21 protein-coding genes and 5 tRNA genes are annotated in these 21,002 nt (G+C 61.8%); 22 read left to right on the top strand and 4 right to left on the bottom strand.

Annotated elements, in window-relative coordinates; all coding sequences use genetic code 11:
* Nucleotides 1-24 precede the first annotated feature (24 nt).
* From NCT03_RS08605 to NCT03_RS08540, 14 genes are all read left to right on the top strand, one after another.
* Entirely contained in the window at nucleotides 25-819 is a 795-nt protein-coding gene (locus NCT03_RS08605) for a 3-hydroxybutyrate dehydrogenase (protein WP_250465089.1), read from the top strand.
* Nucleotides 820-856: 37 nt separating this feature from the next.
* Nucleotides 857-2,062, top strand: coding sequence for a DUF3734 domain-containing protein (locus NCT03_RS08600; protein WP_250492502.1), 1,206 nt, complete (start codon nucleotides 857-859; stop codon nucleotides 2,060-2,062).
* A 125-nt stretch (nucleotides 2,063-2,187) separates the two neighbouring features.
* Nucleotides 2,188-2,670 (top strand): low molecular weight protein-tyrosine-phosphatase, encoded by a 483-nt coding sequence (locus NCT03_RS08595; protein WP_250492501.1) that lies wholly within the window; start codon nucleotides 2,188-2,190, stop codon nucleotides 2,668-2,670.
* Between the two features lie 140 nt (nucleotides 2,671-2,810).
* Complete coding sequence (iscR, locus tag NCT03_RS08590) at nucleotides 2,811-3,338, top strand: Fe-S cluster assembly transcriptional regulator IscR (RefSeq protein WP_244825427.1); 528 nt, start codon at nucleotides 2,811-2,813, stop codon at nucleotides 3,336-3,338.
* Between the two features lie 78 nt (nucleotides 3,339-3,416).
* Nucleotides 3,417-4,640 (top strand): IscS subfamily cysteine desulfurase, encoded by a 1,224-nt coding sequence (locus NCT03_RS08585; protein WP_250492500.1) that lies wholly within the window; start codon nucleotides 3,417-3,419, stop codon nucleotides 4,638-4,640.
* A gap of 93 nt (nucleotides 4,641-4,733) precedes the next feature.
* Entirely contained in the window at nucleotides 4,734-5,162 is a 429-nt protein-coding gene (gene iscU, locus NCT03_RS08580) for a Fe-S cluster assembly scaffold IscU (protein ID WP_244825425.1), read from the top strand.
* A gap of 106 nt (nucleotides 5,163-5,268) precedes the next feature.
* Complete coding sequence (iscA, locus tag NCT03_RS08575) at nucleotides 5,269-5,592, top strand: iron-sulfur cluster assembly protein IscA (RefSeq protein ID WP_244825424.1); 324 nt, start codon at nucleotides 5,269-5,271, stop codon at nucleotides 5,590-5,592.
* Nucleotides 5,593-5,706: 114 nt separating this feature from the next.
* Nucleotides 5,707-6,237, top strand: coding sequence for a Fe-S protein assembly co-chaperone HscB (gene hscB, locus NCT03_RS08570; RefSeq protein ID WP_250492499.1), 531 nt, complete (start codon nucleotides 5,707-5,709; stop codon nucleotides 6,235-6,237).
* A 45-nt stretch (nucleotides 6,238-6,282) separates the two neighbouring features.
* Complete coding sequence (hscA, locus tag NCT03_RS08565) at nucleotides 6,283-8,148, top strand: Fe-S protein assembly chaperone HscA (protein ID WP_244825422.1); 1,866 nt, start codon at nucleotides 6,283-6,285, stop codon at nucleotides 8,146-8,148.
* Between the two features lie 32 nt (nucleotides 8,149-8,180).
* On the top strand, nucleotides 8,181-8,522 hold the full coding sequence (fdx, locus tag NCT03_RS08560) for an ISC system 2Fe-2S type ferredoxin (RefSeq protein WP_244825421.1): 342 nt from the start codon (nucleotides 8,181-8,183) through the stop codon (nucleotides 8,520-8,522).
* A 13-nt stretch (nucleotides 8,523-8,535) separates the two neighbouring features.
* Nucleotides 8,536-8,733, top strand: coding sequence for a Fe-S cluster assembly protein IscX (iscX, locus tag NCT03_RS08555; RefSeq protein WP_244825420.1), 198 nt, complete (start codon nucleotides 8,536-8,538; stop codon nucleotides 8,731-8,733).
* 316 nt (nucleotides 8,734-9,049) lie between these two features.
* Entirely contained in the window at nucleotides 9,050-11,881 is a 2,832-nt protein-coding gene (locus NCT03_RS08550) for a xanthine dehydrogenase family protein molybdopterin-binding subunit (RefSeq protein WP_250492498.1), read from the top strand.
* Nucleotides 11,830-12,450 (top strand): (2Fe-2S)-binding protein, encoded by a 621-nt coding sequence (locus NCT03_RS08545; RefSeq protein ID WP_502800362.1) that lies wholly within the window; start codon nucleotides 11,830-11,832, stop codon nucleotides 12,448-12,450. Before NCT03_RS08550 ends, NCT03_RS08545 begins: the two co-directional genes overlap by 52 nt.
* Entirely contained in the window at nucleotides 12,447-13,703 is a 1,257-nt protein-coding gene (locus tag NCT03_RS08540; RefSeq protein ID WP_250492497.1) for a c-type cytochrome, read from the top strand. The genes NCT03_RS08545 and NCT03_RS08540 overlap by 4 nt, the downstream gene beginning before the upstream one ends.
* 246 nt (nucleotides 13,704-13,949) lie before the next feature.
* On the opposite strand, the gene NCT03_RS08535 is transcribed toward NCT03_RS08540, so the two are convergent.
* Nucleotides 13,950-14,900 carry a patatin-like phospholipase family protein gene (locus NCT03_RS08535; RefSeq protein WP_250492496.1) on the bottom strand — a complete coding sequence of 317 codons (951 nt, stop codon included), beginning with the start codon at nucleotides 14,898-14,900 and terminating at the stop codon, nucleotides 13,950-13,952.
* Between the two features lie 271 nt (nucleotides 14,901-15,171).
* Here NCT03_RS08535 and gltX point away from each other — a divergent pair, with 271 nt between their 5' ends.
* From gltX to NCT03_RS08500, 7 genes are all read left to right on the top strand, one after another.
* Nucleotides 15,172-16,581: a glutamate--tRNA ligase gene (gltX, locus tag NCT03_RS08530; protein ID WP_250492495.1), complete on the top strand. Its 1,410-nt coding sequence runs from the start codon at nucleotides 15,172-15,174 to the stop codon at nucleotides 16,579-16,581.
* A gap of 148 nt (nucleotides 16,582-16,729) precedes the next feature.
* Nucleotides 16,730-16,805, top strand: a tRNA-Ala gene (locus NCT03_RS08525).
* 176 nt (nucleotides 16,806-16,981) lie between these two features.
* Nucleotides 16,982-17,057, top strand: a tRNA-Glu gene (locus NCT03_RS08520).
* A 46-nt stretch (nucleotides 17,058-17,103) separates the two neighbouring features.
* Nucleotides 17,104-17,180 (top strand) — tRNA-Asp (locus tag NCT03_RS08515).
* Between the two features lie 86 nt (nucleotides 17,181-17,266).
* Nucleotides 17,267-17,342: transfer RNA gene (locus NCT03_RS08510), tRNA-Glu, on the top strand.
* A 46-nt stretch (nucleotides 17,343-17,388) separates the two neighbouring features.
* Nucleotides 17,389-17,465, top strand: a tRNA-Asp gene (locus NCT03_RS08505).
* A 149-nt stretch (nucleotides 17,466-17,614) separates the two neighbouring features.
* Nucleotides 17,615-18,097 carry a GNAT family N-acetyltransferase gene (locus tag NCT03_RS08500; RefSeq protein ID WP_250492494.1) on the top strand — a complete coding sequence of 161 codons (483 nt, stop codon included), beginning with the start codon at nucleotides 17,615-17,617 and terminating at the stop codon, nucleotides 18,095-18,097.
* Here NCT03_RS08500 and NCT03_RS08495 read toward each other — a convergent pair.
* A complete protein-coding gene (locus NCT03_RS08495; RefSeq protein WP_250492493.1) occupies nucleotides 18,094-18,936 on the bottom strand; it encodes an AraC family transcriptional regulator in 843 nt (280 codons plus the stop codon). The two genes, NCT03_RS08500 and NCT03_RS08495, sit on opposite strands and share 4 nt — an antisense overlap.
* Before the next feature lie 103 nt (nucleotides 18,937-19,039).
* Between NCT03_RS08495 and NCT03_RS08490 the strand changes: the two genes are divergently transcribed.
* Nucleotides 19,040-19,444, top strand: coding sequence for a gamma-glutamylcyclotransferase family protein (locus NCT03_RS08490; protein WP_244825414.1), 405 nt, complete (start codon nucleotides 19,040-19,042; stop codon nucleotides 19,442-19,444).
* 72 nt (nucleotides 19,445-19,516) lie between these two features.
* Here the strand turns inward: NCT03_RS08490 and NCT03_RS08485 are convergent, their stop codons facing one another.
* Together NCT03_RS08485 and NCT03_RS08480 are read right to left on the bottom strand one after the other, a co-directional pair.
* Entirely contained in the window at nucleotides 19,517-19,765 is a 249-nt protein-coding gene (locus NCT03_RS08485; protein WP_250492492.1) for a hypothetical protein, read from the bottom strand.
* A 295-nt stretch (nucleotides 19,766-20,060) separates the two neighbouring features.
* Complete coding sequence (locus NCT03_RS08480; RefSeq protein WP_250492491.1) at nucleotides 20,061-20,648, bottom strand: YdcF family protein; 588 nt, start codon at nucleotides 20,646-20,648, stop codon at nucleotides 20,061-20,063.
* Nucleotides 20,649-21,002: the final 354 nt, after the last annotated feature.

The raw sequence follows: 21,002 nt of genomic DNA, 5'->3' as shown, positions 1-21,002 counted from the left end.
TCAACTGTCAGAGAGGAGGTTCGCATGTCACAGAACGGCAAGCTCGATGGTAAAACCGCGGTCGTCACGGGCGCGGCGAGCGGCATTGGCCGCGCAATCGCAATCACGCTTGCACAAGCGGGCGCGGCAGTCGCTATCGCGGACTTGAATCAGTCAGGCGCGGATACCGTCGCCGCCGAGATTCGCGAAAAGGGTGGCAAGGCTATCGGCATCGCGATGGACGTGACGGACGAGAACGCGGTCAATCAGGGTATCGACCGGGTCGCGGCGGAATTGGGATCGGTTGATATCCTCGTGTCGAACGCGGGCATTCAGATCGTCAATCCCATCGAAAATTATGCCTACTCGGACTGGAAGAAGATGATGGCCATTCACGTCGATGGCGCCTTCCTCACGACCAAAGCCGCGTTGAAGCACATGTACAAGGACGATCGCGGCGGCGTCGTCATCTACATGGGCTCGGTGCATTCGCATGAAGCGTCGCCGCTCAAGTCCGCTTATGTGACCGCCAAGCACGGTTTGCTCGGGCTTGCGCGCGTCCTGGCAAAGGAAGGCGCAAAACATAACGTGCGCTCGCACGTGGTGTGTCCGGGCTTCGTGCGCACGCCGCTCGTCGACAAGCAGATTCCCGAACAAGCGAAGGAACTCGGCATTAGCGAGGAAGAAGTCGTGAAGCGCGTGATGCTGGGCGGCACGGTCGACGGCGTGTTCACCACGGTGGAAGACGTCGCGCAGATGGTGCGGTTCCTGTCCGAGTTCGAGACAGCGGCGCTCACGGGGCAATCGTTCGTGGTGAGCCACGGCTGGTTCATGCAATAAGCGAAAGACACGCACGCGAGAAAGCGGAGGCATCGGCATGGCGGAAATCGACGACAGCGAAGCGCTGCGAGCGGAGACGCAGAACGAAGGCGACAAGCGCATCGACTTGCCGCCTTACGAGACCATCGCGCTCATGCTGCAGGGCGGCGGTGCGCTCGGCGCGTATCAGGCGGGCGTCTATCAAGGGCTCTACGAAGCGGGCATCGAGCCGAACTGGATCGCCGGCATCTCCATCGGCGCGCTGAATACGGCGATCATCGCGGGCAATGCGCCTAAGGATCGCGTGCCGCGTCTGCTCCAGTTCTGGGAAACCATTTGTCAGCCGGCATTTGGGTTTCCATTGCCGGCGTTCATCGAGCATGCGCTGTTCGAATCGCCCGACGAGATTCGCAAGGCGTTCACCGCGTGGCAGGCGTTCGGCGCGATCGTGGAAGGGCAAAAGGGCTTTTTCGTGCCGCGCTTTCCGCCCCCTTCGCCGCTCGCGGCCGGCTCGCCGCAGACCGCAAGTTATTACGACACGACGCCGCTTCGGGCCACGCTGGAAGGCCTGTGCGACTTCGATCGCATCAACTCGGGCGAAAAGCGCGTGTCGGTCGGTGCGGTCAACGTGGCAACCGGTAACTTCGCTTACTTCGACAATACCAAGATCAAGCTGCGCGCCGAGCATTTCATCGCGTCGGGCGCGCTGCCGCCGGGCTTTGCGGCAGTCGAGGTCGACGGCCAGTTCTACTGGGACGGCGGCCTCATGTCCAACACGCCGCTCTACGAGATTGCGCAGGCCACGCCGCGTCGCGACACACTCGCATTTCAGGTCGATCTCTGGAGCGCGCGCGGGCCGGTGCCGGACAGCATCGTCGACGTCATGGGTCGCGTGAAGGACGTTCAATATTCCAGCCGCACGCGTCTCGTGACGGATCAGATGCAGCGCTCACAGCGGTATCGCAACGTATTGCAGCACGTGCTGGATCTCGTGCCCGAGGAACTGCGCAACAACGACGAATGGTGCCGGCGCGCGGCCGAACTCGCGTGCTCGAAGCGCTACAACGTGATCCACCTGATTTACCGCCACAAGGAATACGAAGGGCATTACAAAGACTATCAATTCGGCCTTTCGACCATGCGCGAGCATTGGAGTAGCGGGCTCGACGACATTCGCCGCACGCTCGCGCATCGCGACTGGCTGAAAATGCCGAACGGCGACTCCGGCTTCATCACGCATGACATTCATCGCGACGGGAGCTGATCGTGCTCGGCGGATTTGCTTGAGTGACTCGTGCGCGCGCGTTTTTGTGACCCTTTGTATAATTCGGGCCTATCGAACACGCGTTGCCGATGGTGGCAGCCGATAACCGTCCCTCCAAGCTTGAGATGAATTCCATCGCCGTCTGCTTCGTCTGTCTCGGCAACATCTGCCGGTCGCCCAGCGCCGAAGCGGTGATGCGCGATCTCGTCGAGGAGGCGAAGCTTTCGGACAGGATCATCATCGACTCGGCGGGAACGGGCGACTGGCATATCGGACATCCGCCCGACGAGCGCGCTCAACGTGCCGCAAAGAAGCGCGGCTACGACCTCTCACCGTTGCGCGGCAGGCAGATCACGGCCGAAGACTTCGCTCGCTTCGACCTGTTGATCGTAATGGACGACAAGAACGTCGCGGCGCTTACGGCGGTCTGTCCGCCGGAGCATCGCGACAAGATTCGCCTGTTGATGGAGTTCGCGACGCGTGACGACAGCCGCGTGGTCATCGACCCCTATTTTGGCGGTGACGACGGTTTCGAGCGCGTGCTCGATCAATGCGAAGACGCTTGTGAGGGGCTACTGGCGGCCTTGCGGACACAACTCGTCAGTTGAATTGGGCACGACGCGGCGGCCTTGCGCGCGGCAAGAAATAGAATTAAACAGCTACTTATCTGGTCCCGGATACTTGACTAAAACTGTGGGATATTTATACTTGACAGAAATCATCGAGTATTAGCGGTAGCCCCCAAATTATGAGACTCACCACGAAAGGCCGTTTCGCCGTCACGGCGATGATCGACCTGGCATTGCGCCAGGAGCAGGGCCCGGTGACGTTGGCAGGCATCAGCCAGCGCCAGCGCATCTCGCTTTCCTATCTCGAACAGTTGTTCGGCAAGCTGCGTCGCCACGAGATCGTCGAGTCCGTACGCGGGCCGGGCGGCGGGTACAACCTCGCGCGCCGCGCCGAGAACGTCACGGTGGCCGACATCATCATCGCGGTCGATGAACCGATCGACGCCACGCAATGCGGCGGCAAGGGCACATGCGAAGGCACCAAGCAGCACGACGGCCACTGCATGACGCACGAACTGTGGGCGACGCTCAATCAGAAGATGGTCGAGTATCTCGATTCCGTCTCGCTGAAAGATCTGGTTGATCAGCAGCGCGCTCGCGAAGGTTCGTCGTCGGTGTTGCGCGACCGCCGCGCCGAACCGGCGGGCGTCGAAGCCGCGCGTGTGGTGCCCAAGGGGCCGAATTCCATTTTCAACCTGGCTGGTTGAAGCCGCGCGGCGCGTCTCATGAAGCGCGAGTGCGAGCATCCTGGCCACGTGTATTGAACGATTTTCCCGGAGCGACAGATGAATAACGACATTCCCCACCTGCCCATTTATATGGATTACAGCGCGACGACCCCCGTCGATCCGCGCGTGGTGGACAAGATGATTCCGTATCTTCGCGAGCAATTCGGCAATCCGGCTTCGCGCAGCCATCAGTACGGCTGGGACGCGGAGCGGGCAGTCGAGGAAGCGCGCGAAAACGTCGCGGCGCTCGTCAATGCCGATCCGCGCGAAATCATCTGGACGTCGGGCGCGACGGAGTCGGACAACCTCGCGATCAAGGGCGCCGCGCACTTCTACAAGAGCAAGGGCAAGCACATCATCACGGTGAAAACCGAGCACAAGGCCGTGCTCGACACCACGCGCGATCTCGAACGCGAAGGCTTCGAAGTCACGTATCTGGATGTCAAGGACGACGGTCTCATCGACCTGGACAAGTTCAAGGCCGCCATTCGTCCCGACACGATCCTCGTATCGGTGATGAGCGTGAACAACGAGATCGGCGTGATTCAGGACATCGAGGCGATCGGCGAGATCACGCGTGAAAAGGGCATCATTTTTCACGTCGATGCAGCGCAAGCCACCGGCAAGATCGCGATCGATCTGCAGAAGCTGAAGGTCGATCTGATGTCGTTCTCGGCGCACAAGACGTATGGGCCGAAGGGCATCGGCGCGCTGTACGTGCGTCGCAAGCCGCGCCTGCGTATCGAGGCGCAGATGCACGGCGGCGGTCACGAGCGCGGCATGCGTTCGGGCACGCTCGCAACGCATCAGATCGTCGGCATGGGCGAGGCTTTCCGTATCGCGCGTGAGGAAATGGCCACCGAGAACGAGCGTATCCGCATCCTGCGCGACCGTCTACTCAAGGGCCTGCAAGACATGGAAGAGGTGTACGTGAACGGCGACATGGAACGCCGCGTGCCGCACAATCTCAACATCAGCTTCAATTTCGTCGAAGGCGAATCGCTCATCATGGCGGTCAAGGATGTCGCGGTGTCGTCGGGTTCGGCGTGCACGTCGGCGTCGCTGGAACCGTCGTATGTGCTGCGTGCGCTCGGCCGCAACGACGAGCTGGCGCATAGCTCGATCCGCTTCACGGTCGGCCGCTTCACGACCGAGCAGGATGTCGATTACGTCATCAACCTGCTGAAGAACAAGATTGCAAAGCTGCGCGATCTGTCGCCGCTGTGGGAAATGCACAAGGATGGCATCGATATCTCGAGCATCCAGTGGGCGGCGCACTGAGCGCATCACGAATGGTTTGGCGACTGGCCGCGTGCCGGTCGAAAGAATGTTGCTCCGCCTCTCGCGGAGATAGATCACCGGAGAATTCGAATCATGGCTTATAGCGACAAGGTTCTGGACCACTACGAAAACCCGCGCAACGTCGGCTCCTTCTCGAAGGACGACGACACGGTCGGCACCGGCATGGTCGGCGCACCGGCTTGCGGCGACGTGATGAAACTGCAGATCCGCGTGGGCGCGGACGGCGTGATCGAAGACGCGAAGTTCAAGACGTACGGCTGCGGCTCGGCCATCGCGTCGAGCTCGCTCGTGACCGAATGGGTGAAGGGCAAGACGCTGGATCAGGCGCTGACGATCAAGAACACGCAGATCGCCGAGGAACTCGCACTGCCGCCCGTGAAGATTCACTGCTCGATTCTCGCCGAAGACGCAATCAAGGCAGCGGTCGCCGACTACAAGGAACGTCACGGCGTGGCGGCTCCCCAGGCCGAGCAGACGGAAGCCAAGCAACACGCGGCCTGAATGCGGCATGAAGGTGGCGTAGGCAACGACCCTGGAATGGCGCCGGCAAGATCGGCGCCTCGGATTTCGAAGTAACGCAGCAAGTAAAGAGCGCGACGCAAAGACTATGGCAATCACGTTGACGGAGAAGGCAGCACAGCACGTGCATAAGTATCTGGCGCGACGCGGCAAGGGCGTCGGGCTGCGCCTGGGCGTGCGTACGACGGGCTGTTCGGGTCTCGCGTACAAGCTCGAATATGTCGATGAACTCGCACCGGAAGACATGGTGTTCGAGTCGGCGGGCGTGAAGGTCGTGATCGATCCGAAAAGCCTCGCCTATCTCGACGGCACCGAACTGGATTTCGCGCGCGAAGGGCTGAACGAAGGCTTTCGCTTCAACAACCCGAACGCGAAGGACGAGTGCGGCTGCGGCGAGTCGTTCCGCGTATAACCGGGCATGACGCCGGCGGTATCGGCAAAAGAGGCGGCGCGTGCCGCCTTTTTCATTCGCGCTTCGACTTTGCTGCATCCTTCGAGACATCTTCCGAGTAACCGGTAATCTTCAATGGCATCGCTCAACGACAGTCACTTCGATCTCTTCGACTTGCCGCCGGTCTTCGCGGTCGATCAGCAAGCGCTCGACGACGCATATCGTACCGTGCAGGCGCAAGTGCATCCGGACCGCTTCGCCTCGGCGGGCGACGCGCAACGCCGAATCGCGATGCAATGGGCGACGCGCGCCAACGAGGCTTACCAAACGCTGCGCGATCCGTTGAAGCGCGCGCGCTACATGCTGTCGCTGCGCGGTATCGACGTCGGCGCGGAAAACAATACGGCGATGGAACCCGCGTTCCTCATGCAGCAAATGGAATGGCGCGAGAATATCGAGGATGCGGCCGGCGCGAAGAATATCGGCGCGCTCGAATCCTTGCTCGACGAATTGCGCGATGAAGAACGCGTGCGCTTCACCAAGCTCGAAGCGCTGATCGACAGCAAGTCGGATCAGGCGGCAAGCGAGGCGGTGCGGCAGCTGATGTTCATCGAGCGCGTGGTGCATGAAATCGGCACGCAGATCGAGCGGCTCGAAACCGCCTGACGTACAAGAGCCTCAGGCGCCGCACACAACCCCATAAGATCAACGATGGCTTTACTGCAAATCTCAGAACCCGGCATGGCGCCCGCACCGCATCAGCGGCGCGTGGCGGTCGGTATCGATCTCGGCACGACGAACTCGCTCGTGGCGGCCGTGCGCAACAGCGTGCCCGAAGCGCTTCCCGACGAGGACGGCCATGTGCTGCTGCCGTCGGTGGTGCGCTATCTGGAAAAGGGCGGACGGCGCATCGGCCGCGTCGCGAAGGAAGAAGCGGCCATCGATCCGCGCAATACGATCGTGTCCGTCAAGCGCTTCATGGGCCGAGGCAAGAGCGAGGTGGAGGGCGCGGAGAACGCGCCGTACGATTTCATCGACGCGCCCGGCATGGTGCAGATTCGTACGATCGACGGCGTGAAGAGCCCGGTCGAGGTGTCGGCCGAGATTCTCGCCACGCTGCGTTATCGCGCGGAAGATTCGCTCGGCGAAGATCTGGTCGGCGCGGTCATCACCGTGCCCGCTTATTTCGATGAAGCCCAGCGCCAGGCCACCAAGGACGCCGCGAAGCTCGCCGGCCTCAACGTGCTGCGACTGCTGAACGAACCGACCGCGGCGGCCATCGCTTACGGTCTCGACAACGCATCGGAAGGTCTGTACGCGGTCTACGATCTCGGCGGCGGTACCTTCGATCTGTCCATTCTCAAGCTCACCAAGGGTGTCTTCGAAGTACTCGCGGCCGGCGGCGATTCCGCGCTCGGCGGCGACGATTTCGACCACGTGCTGTATCGGCATGTGATTGCGCAGGCGGGCGTCGAAGTCACTTCGCCCGAAGACGTGCGGCTCTTGCTGGACCATGTGCGAGTCGCGAAGGAAGCGCTTTCGTCGGCCGATGAAACGCGCGTCCAGGCGACGCTTTCGGACGGCCGCGTGATCGATGTCGCCGTGACCGAAGCGCAGTTCGACACGCTCACCGAAGCGCTCGTCGCGCGCACGCTCGGACCCACGAGAAAGGCGCTGCGCGATGCCAAGGTCGCGCCCGCCGAGATCAAGGGCGTGGTGCTGGTCGGCGGCGCGACGCGCATGCCGGTGATCCGCCGCGCGGTGCAGACGTATTTCGGCCAGCCGCCGCTCGTCAATCTCGACCCGGATCAGGTCGTGGCGCTCGGCGCCGCGATTCAGGCCGATCTGCTCGCCGGCAACCGTCGCGGCGAAGGCGACGACTGGCTCTTGCTCGACGTGATTCCGCTGTCGCTCGGCGTCGAAACCATGGGCGGTCTCACCGAAAAGATCATTCCGCGCAACTCGACGATCCCGACCGCGCGCGCGCAAGACTTCACCACGTTCAAGGACGGCCAGACGGCAATGGCGATCCACGTGGTCCAGGGCGAACGCGAACTCGTGTCCGACTGCCGCTCGCTCGCGCGTTTCGAATTGCGCGGCATTCCGCCGATGGCGGCGGGCGCCGCGCGCATTCGCGTGACGTATCAGGTCGATGCCGACGGCTTGCTGTCCGTTTTCGCGCGCGAGCAGATTTCGGGCGTGGAAGCGTCGGTGGTGGTGAAGCCGTCCTACGGTCTCGCCGATGACGACGTCGCGCGCATGCTCGAGGAAAGTTTCAAGACCGCCGAGACCGACATGCAGGCCCGCGCGCTGCGCGAGGCACAGGTCGATGCAGAACGGCTGGTCGAAGCCACGTACGCGGCGCTCGCGGCAGACGCCGAGTTGCTCGACGAGAGCGAACGCGCGCAGATCGAAACGCTGGCGGAAGAACTCGCGACCATCGCGAAGGGCGATTCGGCGCAACGTATCGAAGACGCGACCAAGGCGCTTTCCGTTGCAACCGACGAATTCGCCGCGCGCCGCATGAACAAGAGCATTCGCCGCGCACTCGCCGGCCGCAAGCTCGACGATGTCTGATCCATTCGGAAATTCACGGAAAACTTAAGTCCATGCCTCAAATCGTTGTGCTTCCTCACGTGGAGCTTTGCCCGGACGGCGCGGTCATCGACGCCGATATCGGCAAGAGCATCTGCGACAATCTGCTGGAACACGGTATCGAGATCGAGCACGCCTGCGAGAAGTCGTGCGCGTGCACGACCTGCCACGTCATCATCCGCGAGGGCTTCAACGCGCTCGAACCGTCGGAGGAAGACGAGGACGATCTCCTCGACAAGGCGTGGGGCCTCGAACCGACATCGCGGTTATCATGTCAGGCAATGGTGCCGGCCGACGAGGATCTGGTGGTCGAGATCCCGCGCTACACCATTAACCACGCCAAAGAAAATCACTGACGGAGGCTCGCTCATGAAGTGGACAGATACTCAAGAGATCGCAATGGCCTTGACCGATGCGCATCAGGATATCGATCCCCAGTATGTGCGTTTCACGGACTTGCATCGCTGGGTGACGGAGTTGGTTGGTTTCGACGACGATCCGCAGAGCTCCAATGAAAAGATTCTAGAAGCCATTCAGGCTGCGTGGATCGAAGACGCGGATTATTGATCGCGTTGGTATCGTCTAAAAGACGGCGACTCTCGAAAGAGGTCGCCGTTTTATTTTGAGCGCGCGGCATTTCACCATATTGATTTTCCTCATTCCCTCGCCGCTTTAATCTTGACAGAACTTGACGTTGTGCGCGTTGTTGACGGTCTTTCCCGCACTTAAAATCGCGCCCACTGCCTTCTGTCAGTCAATGCCGGATTCGATTCATCGCCCAGCGACGTTTCGTATTGCAAACAAATTTTACATGCCCGCGTGAAGGCGGCGTGTGGCCGTCCCCATGCTGGACGGCCTGTGGCGATCACTTGAGGAGAAGTACATGGGGAAACTCGACCTGTCGCGTCGTGGTTTTCTGAAGGCGGCTGCGCTCGCGGGCGTTTCGGTATTCGTCGCGCCCTTAGGCAGCCGTGCGTTCGCCGCGTTGTTCGAAGAGAAGATACTCACGCCCGTTCAATGGGATGCCACGAACGGAAGCGCAAAGTTTCGTATCGACGGCATGGCAAAAGTAACGGGCGCGAAGGTCTTCGCGCGCGACATCCGCGCGGCCGACATGCCGCATTGGCCGCAGCAACAATCGCACGCGCTGATCCTGCGTGTGACACGGGCCGACTGTCTGTACGAAGGCTTCGATCTGTCGGTGCTCGGCGATGCGCTGAAGCCCGATCGCGTCGTCACCGCGGAAGATCTTGCGCGCGACAAGCTCGCCTTCCCCGCGTTCTATGGCGACGACATGTTCCTGCCCGCCGGGAAGACGCCCGCGTATCTCGGCCAGGCCGTCGCGATGCTGATCTATCACGACTTCGCGCGCTTCCGTTTCGCGAAGGAAAAGCTCCAGTTCCGCGATGGCGTGATCCGTTACGGCGCAACGACGGGTCCGCTCGAACGCGATCCGTGGGCGTCGTTTCGCTTCGTGCGCGTCGGCGGCAAGACGCCTTTCGACGAAGACACGTTTTCGAGCCTGAAGAACACGCCGCTCTTTCCGCACATGATGAAGAAGCGCGCGCCCGTCTGGGCCGACGCTCATGAACACGGCAAGCTCGACGAGCAGGGCATGTTCCACGCGCAAAGTATTGCCGACCAGCTCGATCATCCGCCGGCGGACTGGCTCGTCGTGGATCGCGAATACAAGACGCAATCGGTCGATACGGCCGCGCTCGAGCCCGACAACGCGAATTGCTGGTACGACGCGGCGACTCAGTCGCTGCACATGGTCGTCCCGACGCAAGGTCCGCACGAAGTCGCGGAAAGTGCCGTGGAGATGGCGGCCAAGTCGCATTTTCCGGTGAAGAACCTGTTCTTGCATCCGTGCTACACGGTGGGCTACGGTTCGAAGGATCACTTCAACGTGCCGTTCTACGGTCTCGTCGCGGCCATGTATGGCGAGGGCCGTCCCGTGCGCCTGGCTTTCGACCGCTTCGAACAGTTCCAGAGCTCGCTCAAGCGTCACGCGTTCGACATGCGCTATCGCATGGCGATCGACAAGAACACCGGCCTCATTCAAGCCTTCAAGGGCGACTTCGAAGCGAACGGCGGCGGACGCTGCAACTTCTCGCCATCGGTCGCGATGGTCGGCGCCACCGCGGCGCAGTCGATCTACTACATTCCGCAGAGCGATCTGACCGCGATCGCGATTGCCTCGCGCGCGGTCGATGCCGGTTCGGCGCGCGGTTACGGCACGCTGCAAAGCATGGCCGCGACCGAGATGATGATCGACGAGATCGCGCAGAAGCTCGATATCGACCCGATCGTTTTTCGCCTCAAGAACGTGTTCCGCACCGGCATGAAGAACACGCAAGGCGCCATTCCCGCCGGCGCGTTGCGCGCCGAGGAAGTGCTGCGTCGCGCGAAGGAACTGCCGCTGTGGACCGAACGCATGCGGCGCAAGAGCGATTTCGAGGCGGCGCATCCGGGAATGCGCTATGGCATCGGCTTCGCGTGTACGCAGAAGGACTTCGGTACGGGCGCGGAAAGCGCCTTCGCGAAGGTGGAGTTCACGGCCGACGGGCGCATCGCGTTGAGTCACTCGGGCGCGGAGATCGGCACCGGCACGTCGACCTCGCAGGCCCTCGCGGTCGCGAAGTGGCTCGGCAAGCCCGCCGTCGAGGTGCATATGGCGATCATCGACTGGACGGATCTGCCGGTCGTGACGAGCGGCGATCCGTACATCATGTCGCAAGCCGAGCAGGATCGCTTGAGCGCGAATCCGCGCTGGTCGCCCGCGTACATGTCGCCGGCCAGCGCGACGAATTCCGCCTTCTACTTCACGCATGCCACGCATGAAGCGGCGCGCGTCGTGTTCCGTCACGGCATCTGGCCCGCCGCGCTCGCGCTCTGGGGGCAGGGTATCGGCGGCGGTCAGGCGACCTCGTACGTCGTGCGTGTGGAAGATGCGCGCTGGGTCGACGGCAAGCTGGCGGCCGACGGCATGGAGCCGCTTGCCTTCGACGTGCTCGCGAAGAAGGCGCATGAACTCGGGCTCGTCACGGGCGCTGCGGTGCATACCTTCAATCGCTGGCAGTGGAGCGAGGCGCAGTTCGATATCGCGGGCACCGTCGATCAGGTACCGCTCGACGGACTCTCGGTGCGCTTCGGCAGCGCCGATGCCGCCAACGGCAAGCAACGCGGCAAGGCCACGGCCAACGGCTATACCGTGCTCGATCGCAAACGCGTGTTCATCCCGCCCGTGCAGCGCAACAACGCCGCGGTCACGTATTACAGCGCGGTCGGCACGCTCGTCGAACTTGCTATCGACTCGGCCAGCGGCAAGGTCGAACTGCTCTCGCATCATTCGATCATGGAATGCGGCAATCAGATCGCGCCGCAACTCGTCTCCGGGCAGTTGCAAGGCGGCCTCGCGATGGGCATCGGCCACGCGCTGCATGAGTATCTGCCGCTTTACGAAGACGGTCCCGGCAACGGCACGTGGAACTTCAACCGCTATCACTTGCCGCTCGCAAGCGATGTCGCAGTCTGGAAGCAAACCAGCGAAGTGTTGCCGCCGCTTTCCGAAACCGATCCGCCTAAAGGCATCGCCGAAGTGGTGATGATTCCGGTGGTTGGAGCCATCGTCAACGCGATCGCGCATGCGATCGGACATCGATTCACCGATCTGCCGGTGAGCCCGCAAAACATTCAGGAGGTGCTCGCATGACGGCCATCCCATCCGCCGCGGGCGTCGAATCGCGCTCGCTCTCCATGACGATCAACGGCAATAAGGTCGGCCCGATGCAGGTGCCATCCGGCTTGCCGATGATCGATTTCCTGCACGAGTATCTCGGCCTGACCGGCTCGCGTCTCGGCTGCGGGCAGGGCATCTGCCACGCGTGCGTCGTGATCGTCGACCGGGCCGATGGCACGAGCGAGGAAGTGCGTTCGTGCATCAACGGCGCGCATTTCTTCGACGGCAAGAACGTGCGGACCGTCGAGGGACACGCGAAGCGCAACGAGCAGGGCGAAGTCGTCGAACTGGCGCCCGTGCAGCAGAAGTTCCTGGAACATTTCAGCTTCCAGTGCGGCTATTGCACGCCGGGTTTCGTCAACGCGACGATGGTCCTGCTCGACAACCTGAAGCGCGATCCCATCGCGAAGGATCAGATCGAAGCGACCATCATGTCGGCGCTCGACAGCCACATCTGCCGTTGCACAGGTTACGTGCGCTACTACGAAGCCGTGAAGGAACTGGTGCTCACGACGCCCGGCCTGGTGAAGGACGCAGCATGACGAGACTGAATGTGACTCGCTTCGTGTCGCGCTGCGTCGTGCGGCTGATTCCACTCGCGCTTGCCGCTTTCGCGTTGAGCGCGTGCGGCGACCGTCGGGACGCGCCCGTTCACATCACGAGCTCGCCCGAGCAGATCGCGCGTGGACGCTATCTCGCGCATGCGGCGGACTGCGCCGCATGCCACACGGCGAACGGCGGCGCGCCGTTCGCGGGCGGCGTGAAGCTGCAATCGCAGTTCGGCACGTTCTACGGCACCAACATCACGCCCGATACGAAGTACGGCATCGGCTCTTATAGCGCCGACGACTTCTACGCCGTGCTGCATGAAGGCAAGTCACCGAATGGCAAGCTGTATCCGGCGATGCCTTATACGTCGTATCGACAGATCACGCGCGAGGACAGTGACGCCCTTTACGCGTATCTGATGGCGCAAAAGCCGGCAGCCGTGCCGAGTCTCAAGCCGATCCTCTCGTTTCCCTACAACGTGCGCTTCGCCGTGCGTTTCTGGGACATGCTGTTCTTGAACGACACCTTGCCGGATGCGTCGCAGGGACAATCGGCGGACTGGACGCGCGGGCGCTATCTAGCCAACGCGCTCGGCCATTGCGCCGAGTGCCACACGCCGCGTGGTGCCTTCGGCCAGTTGCAGGATGCGAAGACGCTGCAGGGCGAAGCCCTCGGCCGTGTCGGCGCGCCCGACATCACGCCGCAAGCGCTTGCCGCGCGTGGCTGGAATGCCGCCGATCTGCAGACTTTCTTCGCGACGGGCGTCGCGCGGCAAGGCTCGGCGTATGGCGAGATGCATCCCGTGATCTATCTGAGCACGCAGCATCTGGATTCCAACGATCTGCGCGCGCTCGCCACGTATCTGCTCGGCGACAAGCCGCAGGCAGCCGCGCCGCTCGCCGCCATTCAGTCGGGTGACGCCACGCGGCTCGCTGCGGGACGCTCGCTCTATCTGGATTCTTGCGCGGGTTGTCACGGGCACGAGGGCGAGGGCAAGCCGCACGTCACGGTAGCGATGGACGGCAACTCGACCTTGCGTCTGGCCGATCCGCGCAACCTGATCGTGTCGATGCTCGATGGCATAAAGGCGCAGCCGTTCCCGCACGGCGAGGCCATGCAGGACATGCCTGGATTCGCGGGCACGTATAGCGACGAGCAGATCGCCGAACTGGCGAATTATCTTCGCGCAACGTGGGGCGGACAGCCTGCCGACATCACGGCAGACAAGGTGAAGTCGCTAAGGTAGTCGCGGTTTTCCGCAGCGCGAACGAAAGAGGCCACGGCTCGGCGAGCGTGGCCTCTTTTGCTTGGGGTTTGCCGCGCATTCGAGCACCCAAGTCGCCGTGACATCGTTGGGCGACAGTGCGTCGCTCGATCGATTCTTCGCGTTGGGTTTCAAACGCTCGCCGCGCACCCGAGCACAGGAACCGCCGTGGTATCCGAGCGCCGGCGCGCTCATGCTCCGCGCTGCATTACGCAGGCAGAAGACTTCTCAAACGCGCACGCCGCGTTCGACGAGCTGCCGCTGCAACGCCGGCCACATCTTCGCGACCGCTTCCTCGCCCGCCAAAATCGATGCGTTGCGCTGGCTGAAGTCGCTGCTGCTCATGGCATTGAGATTCGGCCGGATGACCGCGTCCGCGTACTTGTCGAGTTCATAAGCCTTGATGGTCTGGCCCATGATCGTGAAGGTCTGCATGAGCACGTCGAACGAGCTTTGCGTGAGGCCGCTTTCGGGACGCGCCGAAATATCCACGGCGATCACGAAGTCCGCGCCCATCTTGTGCGCGAATGCGGCGGGTACGGGACTCACCAGCCCGCCATCGACATATTCGTGGTCGCCGATCTTCACCGGCTCGAAGATCGACGGCACGCTGCACGACGCGCGCACCGCGATGCCCGTATTGCCGCGCTGAAAGAGGATCGGCTGACCATTCCGAAGGTCGGTCGCGACGATGCCAAGCGGCTTCGCCATCTTCTCGATCGGACGATTGTCGAGCGTCTTGTTGAGGTAGTTCTGCAGCGCCACGCCTTGCAAGATGCCGCGCGTGCGAAAAGGCATGGCCCAGTCGCTGATCGAGGCTTCGTCCATGGTGAGCGCGAGCTTGTTGATGGCGATGCCGTTCATGCCCGACGCATACAGTGCCGCGATGACCGAGCCCGCGCTCGTGCCCGCCACGAGATCGACCGGCACGTTGCGCGCTTCGAGCGCCTTGATCACGCCGATATGCGCGAAGCCGCGCGCCGCGCCGCCACCGAGCGCAAGCCCGATGCGAACGGGCGCTTGCCGCTGGATATCCGTTTTCGGCGGCGGCGTGCTCGTGGTCGTGGTCGACGTGGCGTTGCCGCCCGTGGCGGTCGTGCACGCGGTCACGACGGATGACAGCGCCGCGAGCGAAAACGCGCGACGCGAAAGCGAAAGACGGGATGACGATGGCTTCAAGTTGAACTCCGGGCGCGGCTTGCTGCTTTGAACGTGCCTTGGCCGGTATCGGCAAAAAGGCGCGGACATCATAAAACAAAGGCGCACGGACCGGCACAAAGCAGGCCGCGAGTATAATTCCGGTTCACTTTGACGAAGCGCCGGCCGCGTGATCCAGCCGCACGAACGCTTCCGAATCAGCCGTCATTGGACACTTCTCGTCTGCTTTGAGGCGCGTAGAGCGCGCATCGGCTTCGAGCGAGACAGACGCCATCCATCGAGTAAAACCGCAATGACCACCCAAGTCCGTACCCGCTTCGCACCGAGCCCGACCGGTTTCATCCATCTCGGCAACATCCGCTCCGCGCTCTATCCCTGGGCGTTCGCGCGCAAGATGAAGGGCACCTTCGTGCTGCGCATCGAGGACACCGATGTCGAGCGCTCCACCGAAGCCTCGGTCGACGCGATTCTCGAAGGCATGGCCTGGCTCGGCCTCGATTTCGACGAAGGTCCGTTCTATCAGATGCAGCGCATGGAGCGTTATCGCGAAGTGGTCGCGCAGATGCTGGAGAAGGGGCTTGCGTACCACTGCTACATGTCGACCGAGGAGCTCGATGCCCTGCGCGAGCGTCAGCGCGCCGCGGGCGAAAAGCCGCGTTACGACGGCACGTGGCGTCCCGAGCCGGGCAAGGAGTTGCCGCCGGTTCCCGAAGGCGTGGAGCCGGTGGTGCGCTTTCGCAATCCGCTGACGGGCGTGGTCGCATGGGACGACGCCGTGAAGGGCACGGTCGAGATCTCGAACGAAGAACTCGACGATCTCGTCATCGCGCGTCCCGACGGTACGCCGACCTACAACTTCTGCGTGGTCGTCGACGACCTCGACATGCAGATCACGCACGTCATTCGCGGCGACGATCACGTGAACAACACGCCGCGTCAGATCAACATCCTGCGCGCGCTCGGCGGTGAAGTGCCGGTTTACGCGCATTTGCCGACGGTGCTGAACGAGCAGGGCGAGAAGATGAGCAAGCGTCACGGCGCCATGGCCGTGACCGGTTATCGCGACAACGGGTATCTGCCCGAGGCGGTCGTGAACTATCTCGCACGCCTCGGCTGGTCGCATGGCGATGCGGAAATCTTCTCGCGCGAACAGTTCGTCGAATGGTTCGACCTCGAGCATCTGGGCAAGTCGCCGGCGCAATACGACCACGACAAGCTCAACTGGCTCAACGCGCATTACATCAAGGAAGCGGACAACGGTCGCCTTGCGGAACTCACGCGGCCGTTCTTGCGCGAGGCGGGTATCGAAGCGAGCGCGATCGAGAACGGCGCGCCGCTGGAACTGGCGATCGGGCTTTTGAAGGACCGCGCATCGACGGTGAAGGAAATCGCCGATAACGCCGTGATGTTCTATCGCGAGCCCACGATCGATCCCGAAGCGCGCAAGCAGCACGTCACCGATGCAGTGCGGCCGGCCATCGCCGATCTGCGCGCGGCGCTCGCCGAAGCGGAGTGGAGCAAGGAAGCGATTGCCGCGGCCGTGAAGGCTACGCTTGCCGCGCACAAGCTCAAGATGCCGCAACTCGCGATGCCGGTTCGCTTGCTGGTTGCAGGCACGACGCACACGCCGTCCCTCGACGCCGTGCTCGCGCTCTTCGGCCGCGAAGCCGTTTTACGTCGGCTGGAACTGGCCGCAAGCTGACTGAAGACGCAAAGCCGCGCGCGATGAATGCCAGCGATGCATGCATTGCGCGCAAATGCATGAAGAGAGGTAAAAAATTTCGCTACGAGCGTCAAAGGGTATTTACAACTTCAAAAATGGCCTATAGAATCTCGTTTCTGTTCTGCAAGGGGGTATAGCTCAGCTGGGAGAGCGCTTGCATGGCATGCAAGAGGTCAGCGGTTCGATCCCGCTTACCTCCACCAAGAATGGTTTTGCAGGGCAGGTGGTATTGTTTGTATGGTTTCCAGCGTTTCGGAAGTCGCAAAAAATACTTCACAAGTAACATCAGGTTGTATAGAATTTCGGTCTTCGCTGCTTGCGGCAAGTTGTTAAGCCCAGAGCGAATGATTAAGTAGCAAAGACAGATACACAAGTTTCTGTCCCCTTCGTCTAGAGGCCTAGGACATCACCCTTTCACGGTGAGTACAGGGGTTCGAATCCCCTAGGGGACGCCAGCACATCGGCGGCTGCTGTAAGAAGCGCTGCCTGGAAGTAAGCGCTGGAGCGGTAGTTCAGTTGGTTAGAATACCGGCCTGTCACGCCGGGGGTCGCGGGTTCGAGTCCCGTCCGCTCCGCCAACGCATTCCAAGCAGGAAGACTCCGGCTGATAAGCCGGATTTTTTTTCGCTGCGCTGTGTCGATAGTTTAGTTTTAGTAGGTTGAAGTCCCCTTCGTCTAGAGGCCTAGGACATCACCCTTTCACGGTGAGTACAGGGGTTCGAATCCCCTAGGGGACGCCAGAACATCGGCGGCTGCTGTAAAAGCGCTGCAATCGGTGAACGAGTTGGAGCGGTAGTTCAGTTGGTTAGAATACCGGCCTGTCACGCCGGGGGTCGCGGGTTCGAGTCCCGTCCGCTCCGCCAGCTAGTTGAGAAAATCCAGCCTTCGGGCTGGATTTTTTTTGGGCTCGTTTTTTCGCTTGCATCAGGTCCCGCGCATCGAATCCTGCGCAAACATCGATTTGTCGATTGCCAGCAGGCGCGCACTGTCATAGTGTTTAGGGCACCTCCTCGTGCCCGTCCCGCGTGCGATGCTCGACCCGACCGAAGACATCTCTCTGTTCCAGTTGCGCCAGGCGTCGATGGCGGATTTCGCTTTCGCCGAAGCGCTCACGCACGACAACATGGTCGGCTACTATCGTCGTCACAATCTCGTGTGGCGGGGCGACCTCTTTCTGTCGAGCTGGCGCGAGTCAGAGAACTTCATCCTGCAGGCGGACGGCGTGCCTATTGGCGTCATGCGCGTGACCGAGGAAGACGACTCGCTGCATATTCGTGACGTGCAGATCGCGCAGGGCTTTCGCGGGCGCGGCGCGGGCACCTTCCTGCTGAACACGGCGCATCGCTGGGCGCGTGCGCGAGGGCTCGCCGAATGCCAGTTGCGCGTATTCGTCGACAACCCCGCCGCGCGCCTGTACGTGCGTCTGGGCTATCGTCCGGCGGGACCGCGACTCGCCTTGCTCGGTTCGATCCGGCACATGGTGCGCCGCGTTTAGGCGTCGTCCATCGGGCGTTCGTCGTGGCCCGTTCCCGCATCACGCGAAAAAAACGCGCGAGGACTTTGCCCGAAAGCGCGGCGAAACATCGCCGAAAAAGCGCTCTGACTTTGATAACCCAATTCCCGTGCGACTTGCGCTAGCGGTCGTCCCTGGCTCAGAAGCGGAATGGCGCGTGCGAGCACGGCCTGCTGGCGCCATTGCGAAAAGCTCACGCCGAGCTCGCGCCTGAAGAGCCGCGCGATGGTGCGCGTGCTCGCCCCGGCTTCCGACGACCATCGTTCGAGATCCGAATGCGACGGGTCGCTCAGCACGGCGTCGCAGAGCGCGCGCAGGCGCTTGTCATTGGGCATCGGCACGGAAAGCGGAAGTGGCTGCGAGCGGATGATTTCATCGAGCGCGAGCGTGCCGAGCAGCCGCTCACGCTGACGGGAAATCGCGTCTTCGTCGAGTGCGGCGATCACCTCGCGCAGCAGCGGCGACACTTCCACCACGCGGCACGCGCCGAGGCCGGGCGGCACGACGCTGGCATCGACGTAAAGGGTGCGTAGATACGCGTCCTCGACGATCACGACTTCATGCGTCACGTTCGGCGGCACCCAGATCGCACGGGAAGGCGGCACCATCCACGTCGAATCGGCGGTTGCCACGCGCAGCACGCCGCGTGACGTGTACGCAACCTGCGCCCACGGATGTGTATGCAGCGCGATTCGCACGCCATACGGCACGGGCCGCGAGCGCACGCGGATCGGATGATCGCGGGTCGGCGAATGTTCGACCGGAATGTCGAGGTGTTCGACATTCTCGCTGGCTGGATTCGTGTCGACTAACGTAGTCATGGATCGCCTTTCGGGCGGAAGCTTGGACGGCCCGCCGGCAGCGCATTTTCGCGGGGCATAATGCGCGGATCGTTCAACGCCACGAATGGAGCGGCATTCTCCGATGCAATACGTCTTTGTGTACGGCACCCTGCGCGCGGGCGAAGCCAATGATATCAATCGCGCGGCAGAGCGCCATGATCTGGCGACACCGGAGTATCTGGGCGCGGCGCACGTGCGCGGTCATCTTTTCGATTTCGGCGCTTATCCCGGACTAGTGCTCGATGGCGATACCGGTGCGCCGATTCGTGGCGATATCTATCGAATCGAAGAATCGCTTGTGCCCGTGCTCGATGAAATTGAAGAGGTGTATCCCGGTGTGGAAGGACTGTTTCGCTCGCACCGGATGCATGTCGAAGTTGAACTGGATGGCACGAGAACGCGCATCGATTGCCTGATGTACCCCGTCTCGGCGCAATCAGTTGCAGGACTACCGAAGATATCAAGCGGCGATTGGCTCGTTCGTTGATTACGCTGCGCCCGAAGTGCTCACGCACCAGAGCGCAGCGCGGCAGAACTAGCCGTGCGGCCGGAAGCGAACTTACTGGCTCGAACCGGTCGTCGACTTGCCGTGCGACTTCTTGTGATGACTACCCGACTTATGCATAGGCTGCGAATGCATGCCTTGCATACTGTCTTGCTGCGACGATTGCAGAGCTTGTGCGCGCGATTCGACGTCCGCGATCTTCGCGGGATCGGTGCTCATCGTCACGCCTTGCTCGCTTTGAGCATAGGCCACCGATGCAAGCGCGCTCAACGACAACAGAACAGCCACGGACACTTTCTTCATTTTAACCTCCTGGTGACAGTTGAATCCGGGAATCGCCTGTCCGATCCGGGTATTGCCGCATAGTTCGGAGCAAAATCCAGTCCCGCATCGCACTGAGGTGCTTCGCTACCCGAACGTCTTCGGCAATGCGCTTCGGACCGTACCCATCGTAGACCCCGATTCGGGCAACGACGTGTCGAATCACGATTCCTGGCCGGCCCTCGAAAAGCCGGTGCGCGATCTTACAGGCGCGGCTCGTTGCTAGCTAGTCCTGACTAAACCTCGCGCAATCGATTCACGCATTCGGCCAGCGCCTTCAATAAAGACGCAGCCAGCGATACACCTCGAAGCGCGCCATGCCCACGAGCTCGTGCGCCGCAAGCTCGCTGTTCTCGAAGCTGCGGAAGCGGGGCAGAAGTGTGACGGAGTTGTGTCGCACATCTGAAACGTAGGCCTGCGGACGATAACCGAATGCGTCGAACGCGGCCAGCGAGCGTCGCATGTGATACGCCGACGTAATGACGATCAAATCGCTGTCATGTGCATCACCCAGAATGGCGGCGACATTACGCGCGTTCTGATAAGTGTTGAGGCTTTGATTTTCGCGGATGAGATCGCCCGGCGCGACGCCCTGCGCAAGCACGTAAGGCGCGTAGTTGTCCGCTTCGGCCTGACCGTGGTTTTGCGGGTCGCCGCCGCTCAGGATCAATCGACACGACGCACCGGACGCACGGCACTCCCGGTACAACTTCGCCGCCGCTGCAATACGCGGGATCGAATCCGCTTTCGGGATGAGCCCCGTGCCTTCCCTGTCCGTTCCTCCGCCCATCAGAACGATGTCGGTCTTGGGTGCGAAGTCCGGCGTGATCGTCTGATCAAAGCCCTGTTGCGCCAGATTGAGCAAAGGCCCGGCGAACCATCCGCTACCGCACGCCCACGCCAAAATGACGGTAAGAACGGCAATCTGGACGCGGCGGCGTCGCCAAAGCGCAAATAATGCAAAAAAAAGCAGCAATAAAGTAAATAGAACCAATTTGATTGGGGTAACGTATTGGTTTGAGGACAATTCGTTCCGTCATCGCGGACTTCGGGAACGCATCGGCGGGTGTCGCAGTAAAGCGCGTGATTAGCGCGCTCTCAACGGGGGCTTGTAATAGAAAGCAGCACCTAACGCAAGCGGCGGCCAAACATTCGCCAGCAAGCTGATCATGCTTGGCAACGCGAAATTCGGCGCGCCGCGTTTAGTCGACGTCGCGGA

It is taken from the genome of Caballeronia sp. GAWG1-1 (assembly GCF_023631465.1).
In the GTDB taxonomy this organism is placed as follows: domain Bacteria; phylum Pseudomonadota; class Gammaproteobacteria; order Burkholderiales; family Burkholderiaceae; genus Caballeronia.
Note: the sequence above shows the minus strand (reverse complement) of the source record. Positions and strands in the feature narration are given on the sequence as shown.

Coding starts and splice junctions, on each gene's coding strand:
- NCT03_RS08605 (WP_250465089.1), top strand. CDS start 25: ATGTCACAGAACGGCAAGCTCGATGGTAAAACCGCGGTCGTCACGGGC.
- NCT03_RS08495 (WP_250492493.1), bottom strand. CDS start 18,936: ATGACTACGTTAGTCGACACGAATCCAGCCAGCGAGAATGTCGAACAC.
- NCT03_RS08490 (WP_244825414.1), top strand. CDS start 19,040: ATGCAATACGTCTTTGTGTACGGCACCCTGCGCGCGGGCGAAGCCAAT.
- hscB (WP_250492499.1), top strand. CDS start 5,707: ATGGCATCGCTCAACGACAGTCACTTCGATCTCTTCGACTTGCCGCCG.
- iscR (WP_244825427.1), top strand. CDS start 2,811: ATGAGACTCACCACGAAAGGCCGTTTCGCCGTCACGGCGATGATCGAC.
- iscX (WP_244825420.1), top strand. CDS start 8,536: ATGAAGTGGACAGATACTCAAGAGATCGCAATGGCCTTGACCGATGCG.
- iscA (WP_244825424.1), top strand. CDS start 5,269: ATGGCAATCACGTTGACGGAGAAGGCAGCACAGCACGTGCATAAGTAT.
- NCT03_RS08540 (WP_250492497.1), top strand. CDS start 12,447: ATGACGAGACTGAATGTGACTCGCTTCGTGTCGCGCTGCGTCGTGCGG.
- NCT03_RS08485 (WP_250492492.1), bottom strand. CDS start 19,765: ATGAAGAAAGTGTCCGTGGCTGTTCTGTTGTCGTTGAGCGCGCTTGCA.
- NCT03_RS08585 (WP_250492500.1), top strand. CDS start 3,417: ATGAATAACGACATTCCCCACCTGCCCATTTATATGGATTACAGCGCG.
- gltX (WP_250492495.1), top strand. CDS start 15,172: ATGACCACCCAAGTCCGTACCCGCTTCGCACCGAGCCCGACCGGTTTC.
- NCT03_RS08600 (WP_250492502.1), top strand. CDS start 857: ATGGCGGAAATCGACGACAGCGAAGCGCTGCGAGCGGAGACGCAGAAC.
- fdx (WP_244825421.1), top strand. CDS start 8,181: ATGCCTCAAATCGTTGTGCTTCCTCACGTGGAGCTTTGCCCGGACGGC.
- NCT03_RS08595 (WP_250492501.1), top strand. CDS start 2,188: ATGAATTCCATCGCCGTCTGCTTCGTCTGTCTCGGCAACATCTGCCGG.
- hscA (WP_244825422.1), top strand. CDS start 6,283: ATGGCTTTACTGCAAATCTCAGAACCCGGCATGGCGCCCGCACCGCAT.
- NCT03_RS08550 (WP_250492498.1), top strand. CDS start 9,050: ATGGGGAAACTCGACCTGTCGCGTCGTGGTTTTCTGAAGGCGGCTGCG.
- iscU (WP_244825425.1), top strand. CDS start 4,734: ATGGCTTATAGCGACAAGGTTCTGGACCACTACGAAAACCCGCGCAAC.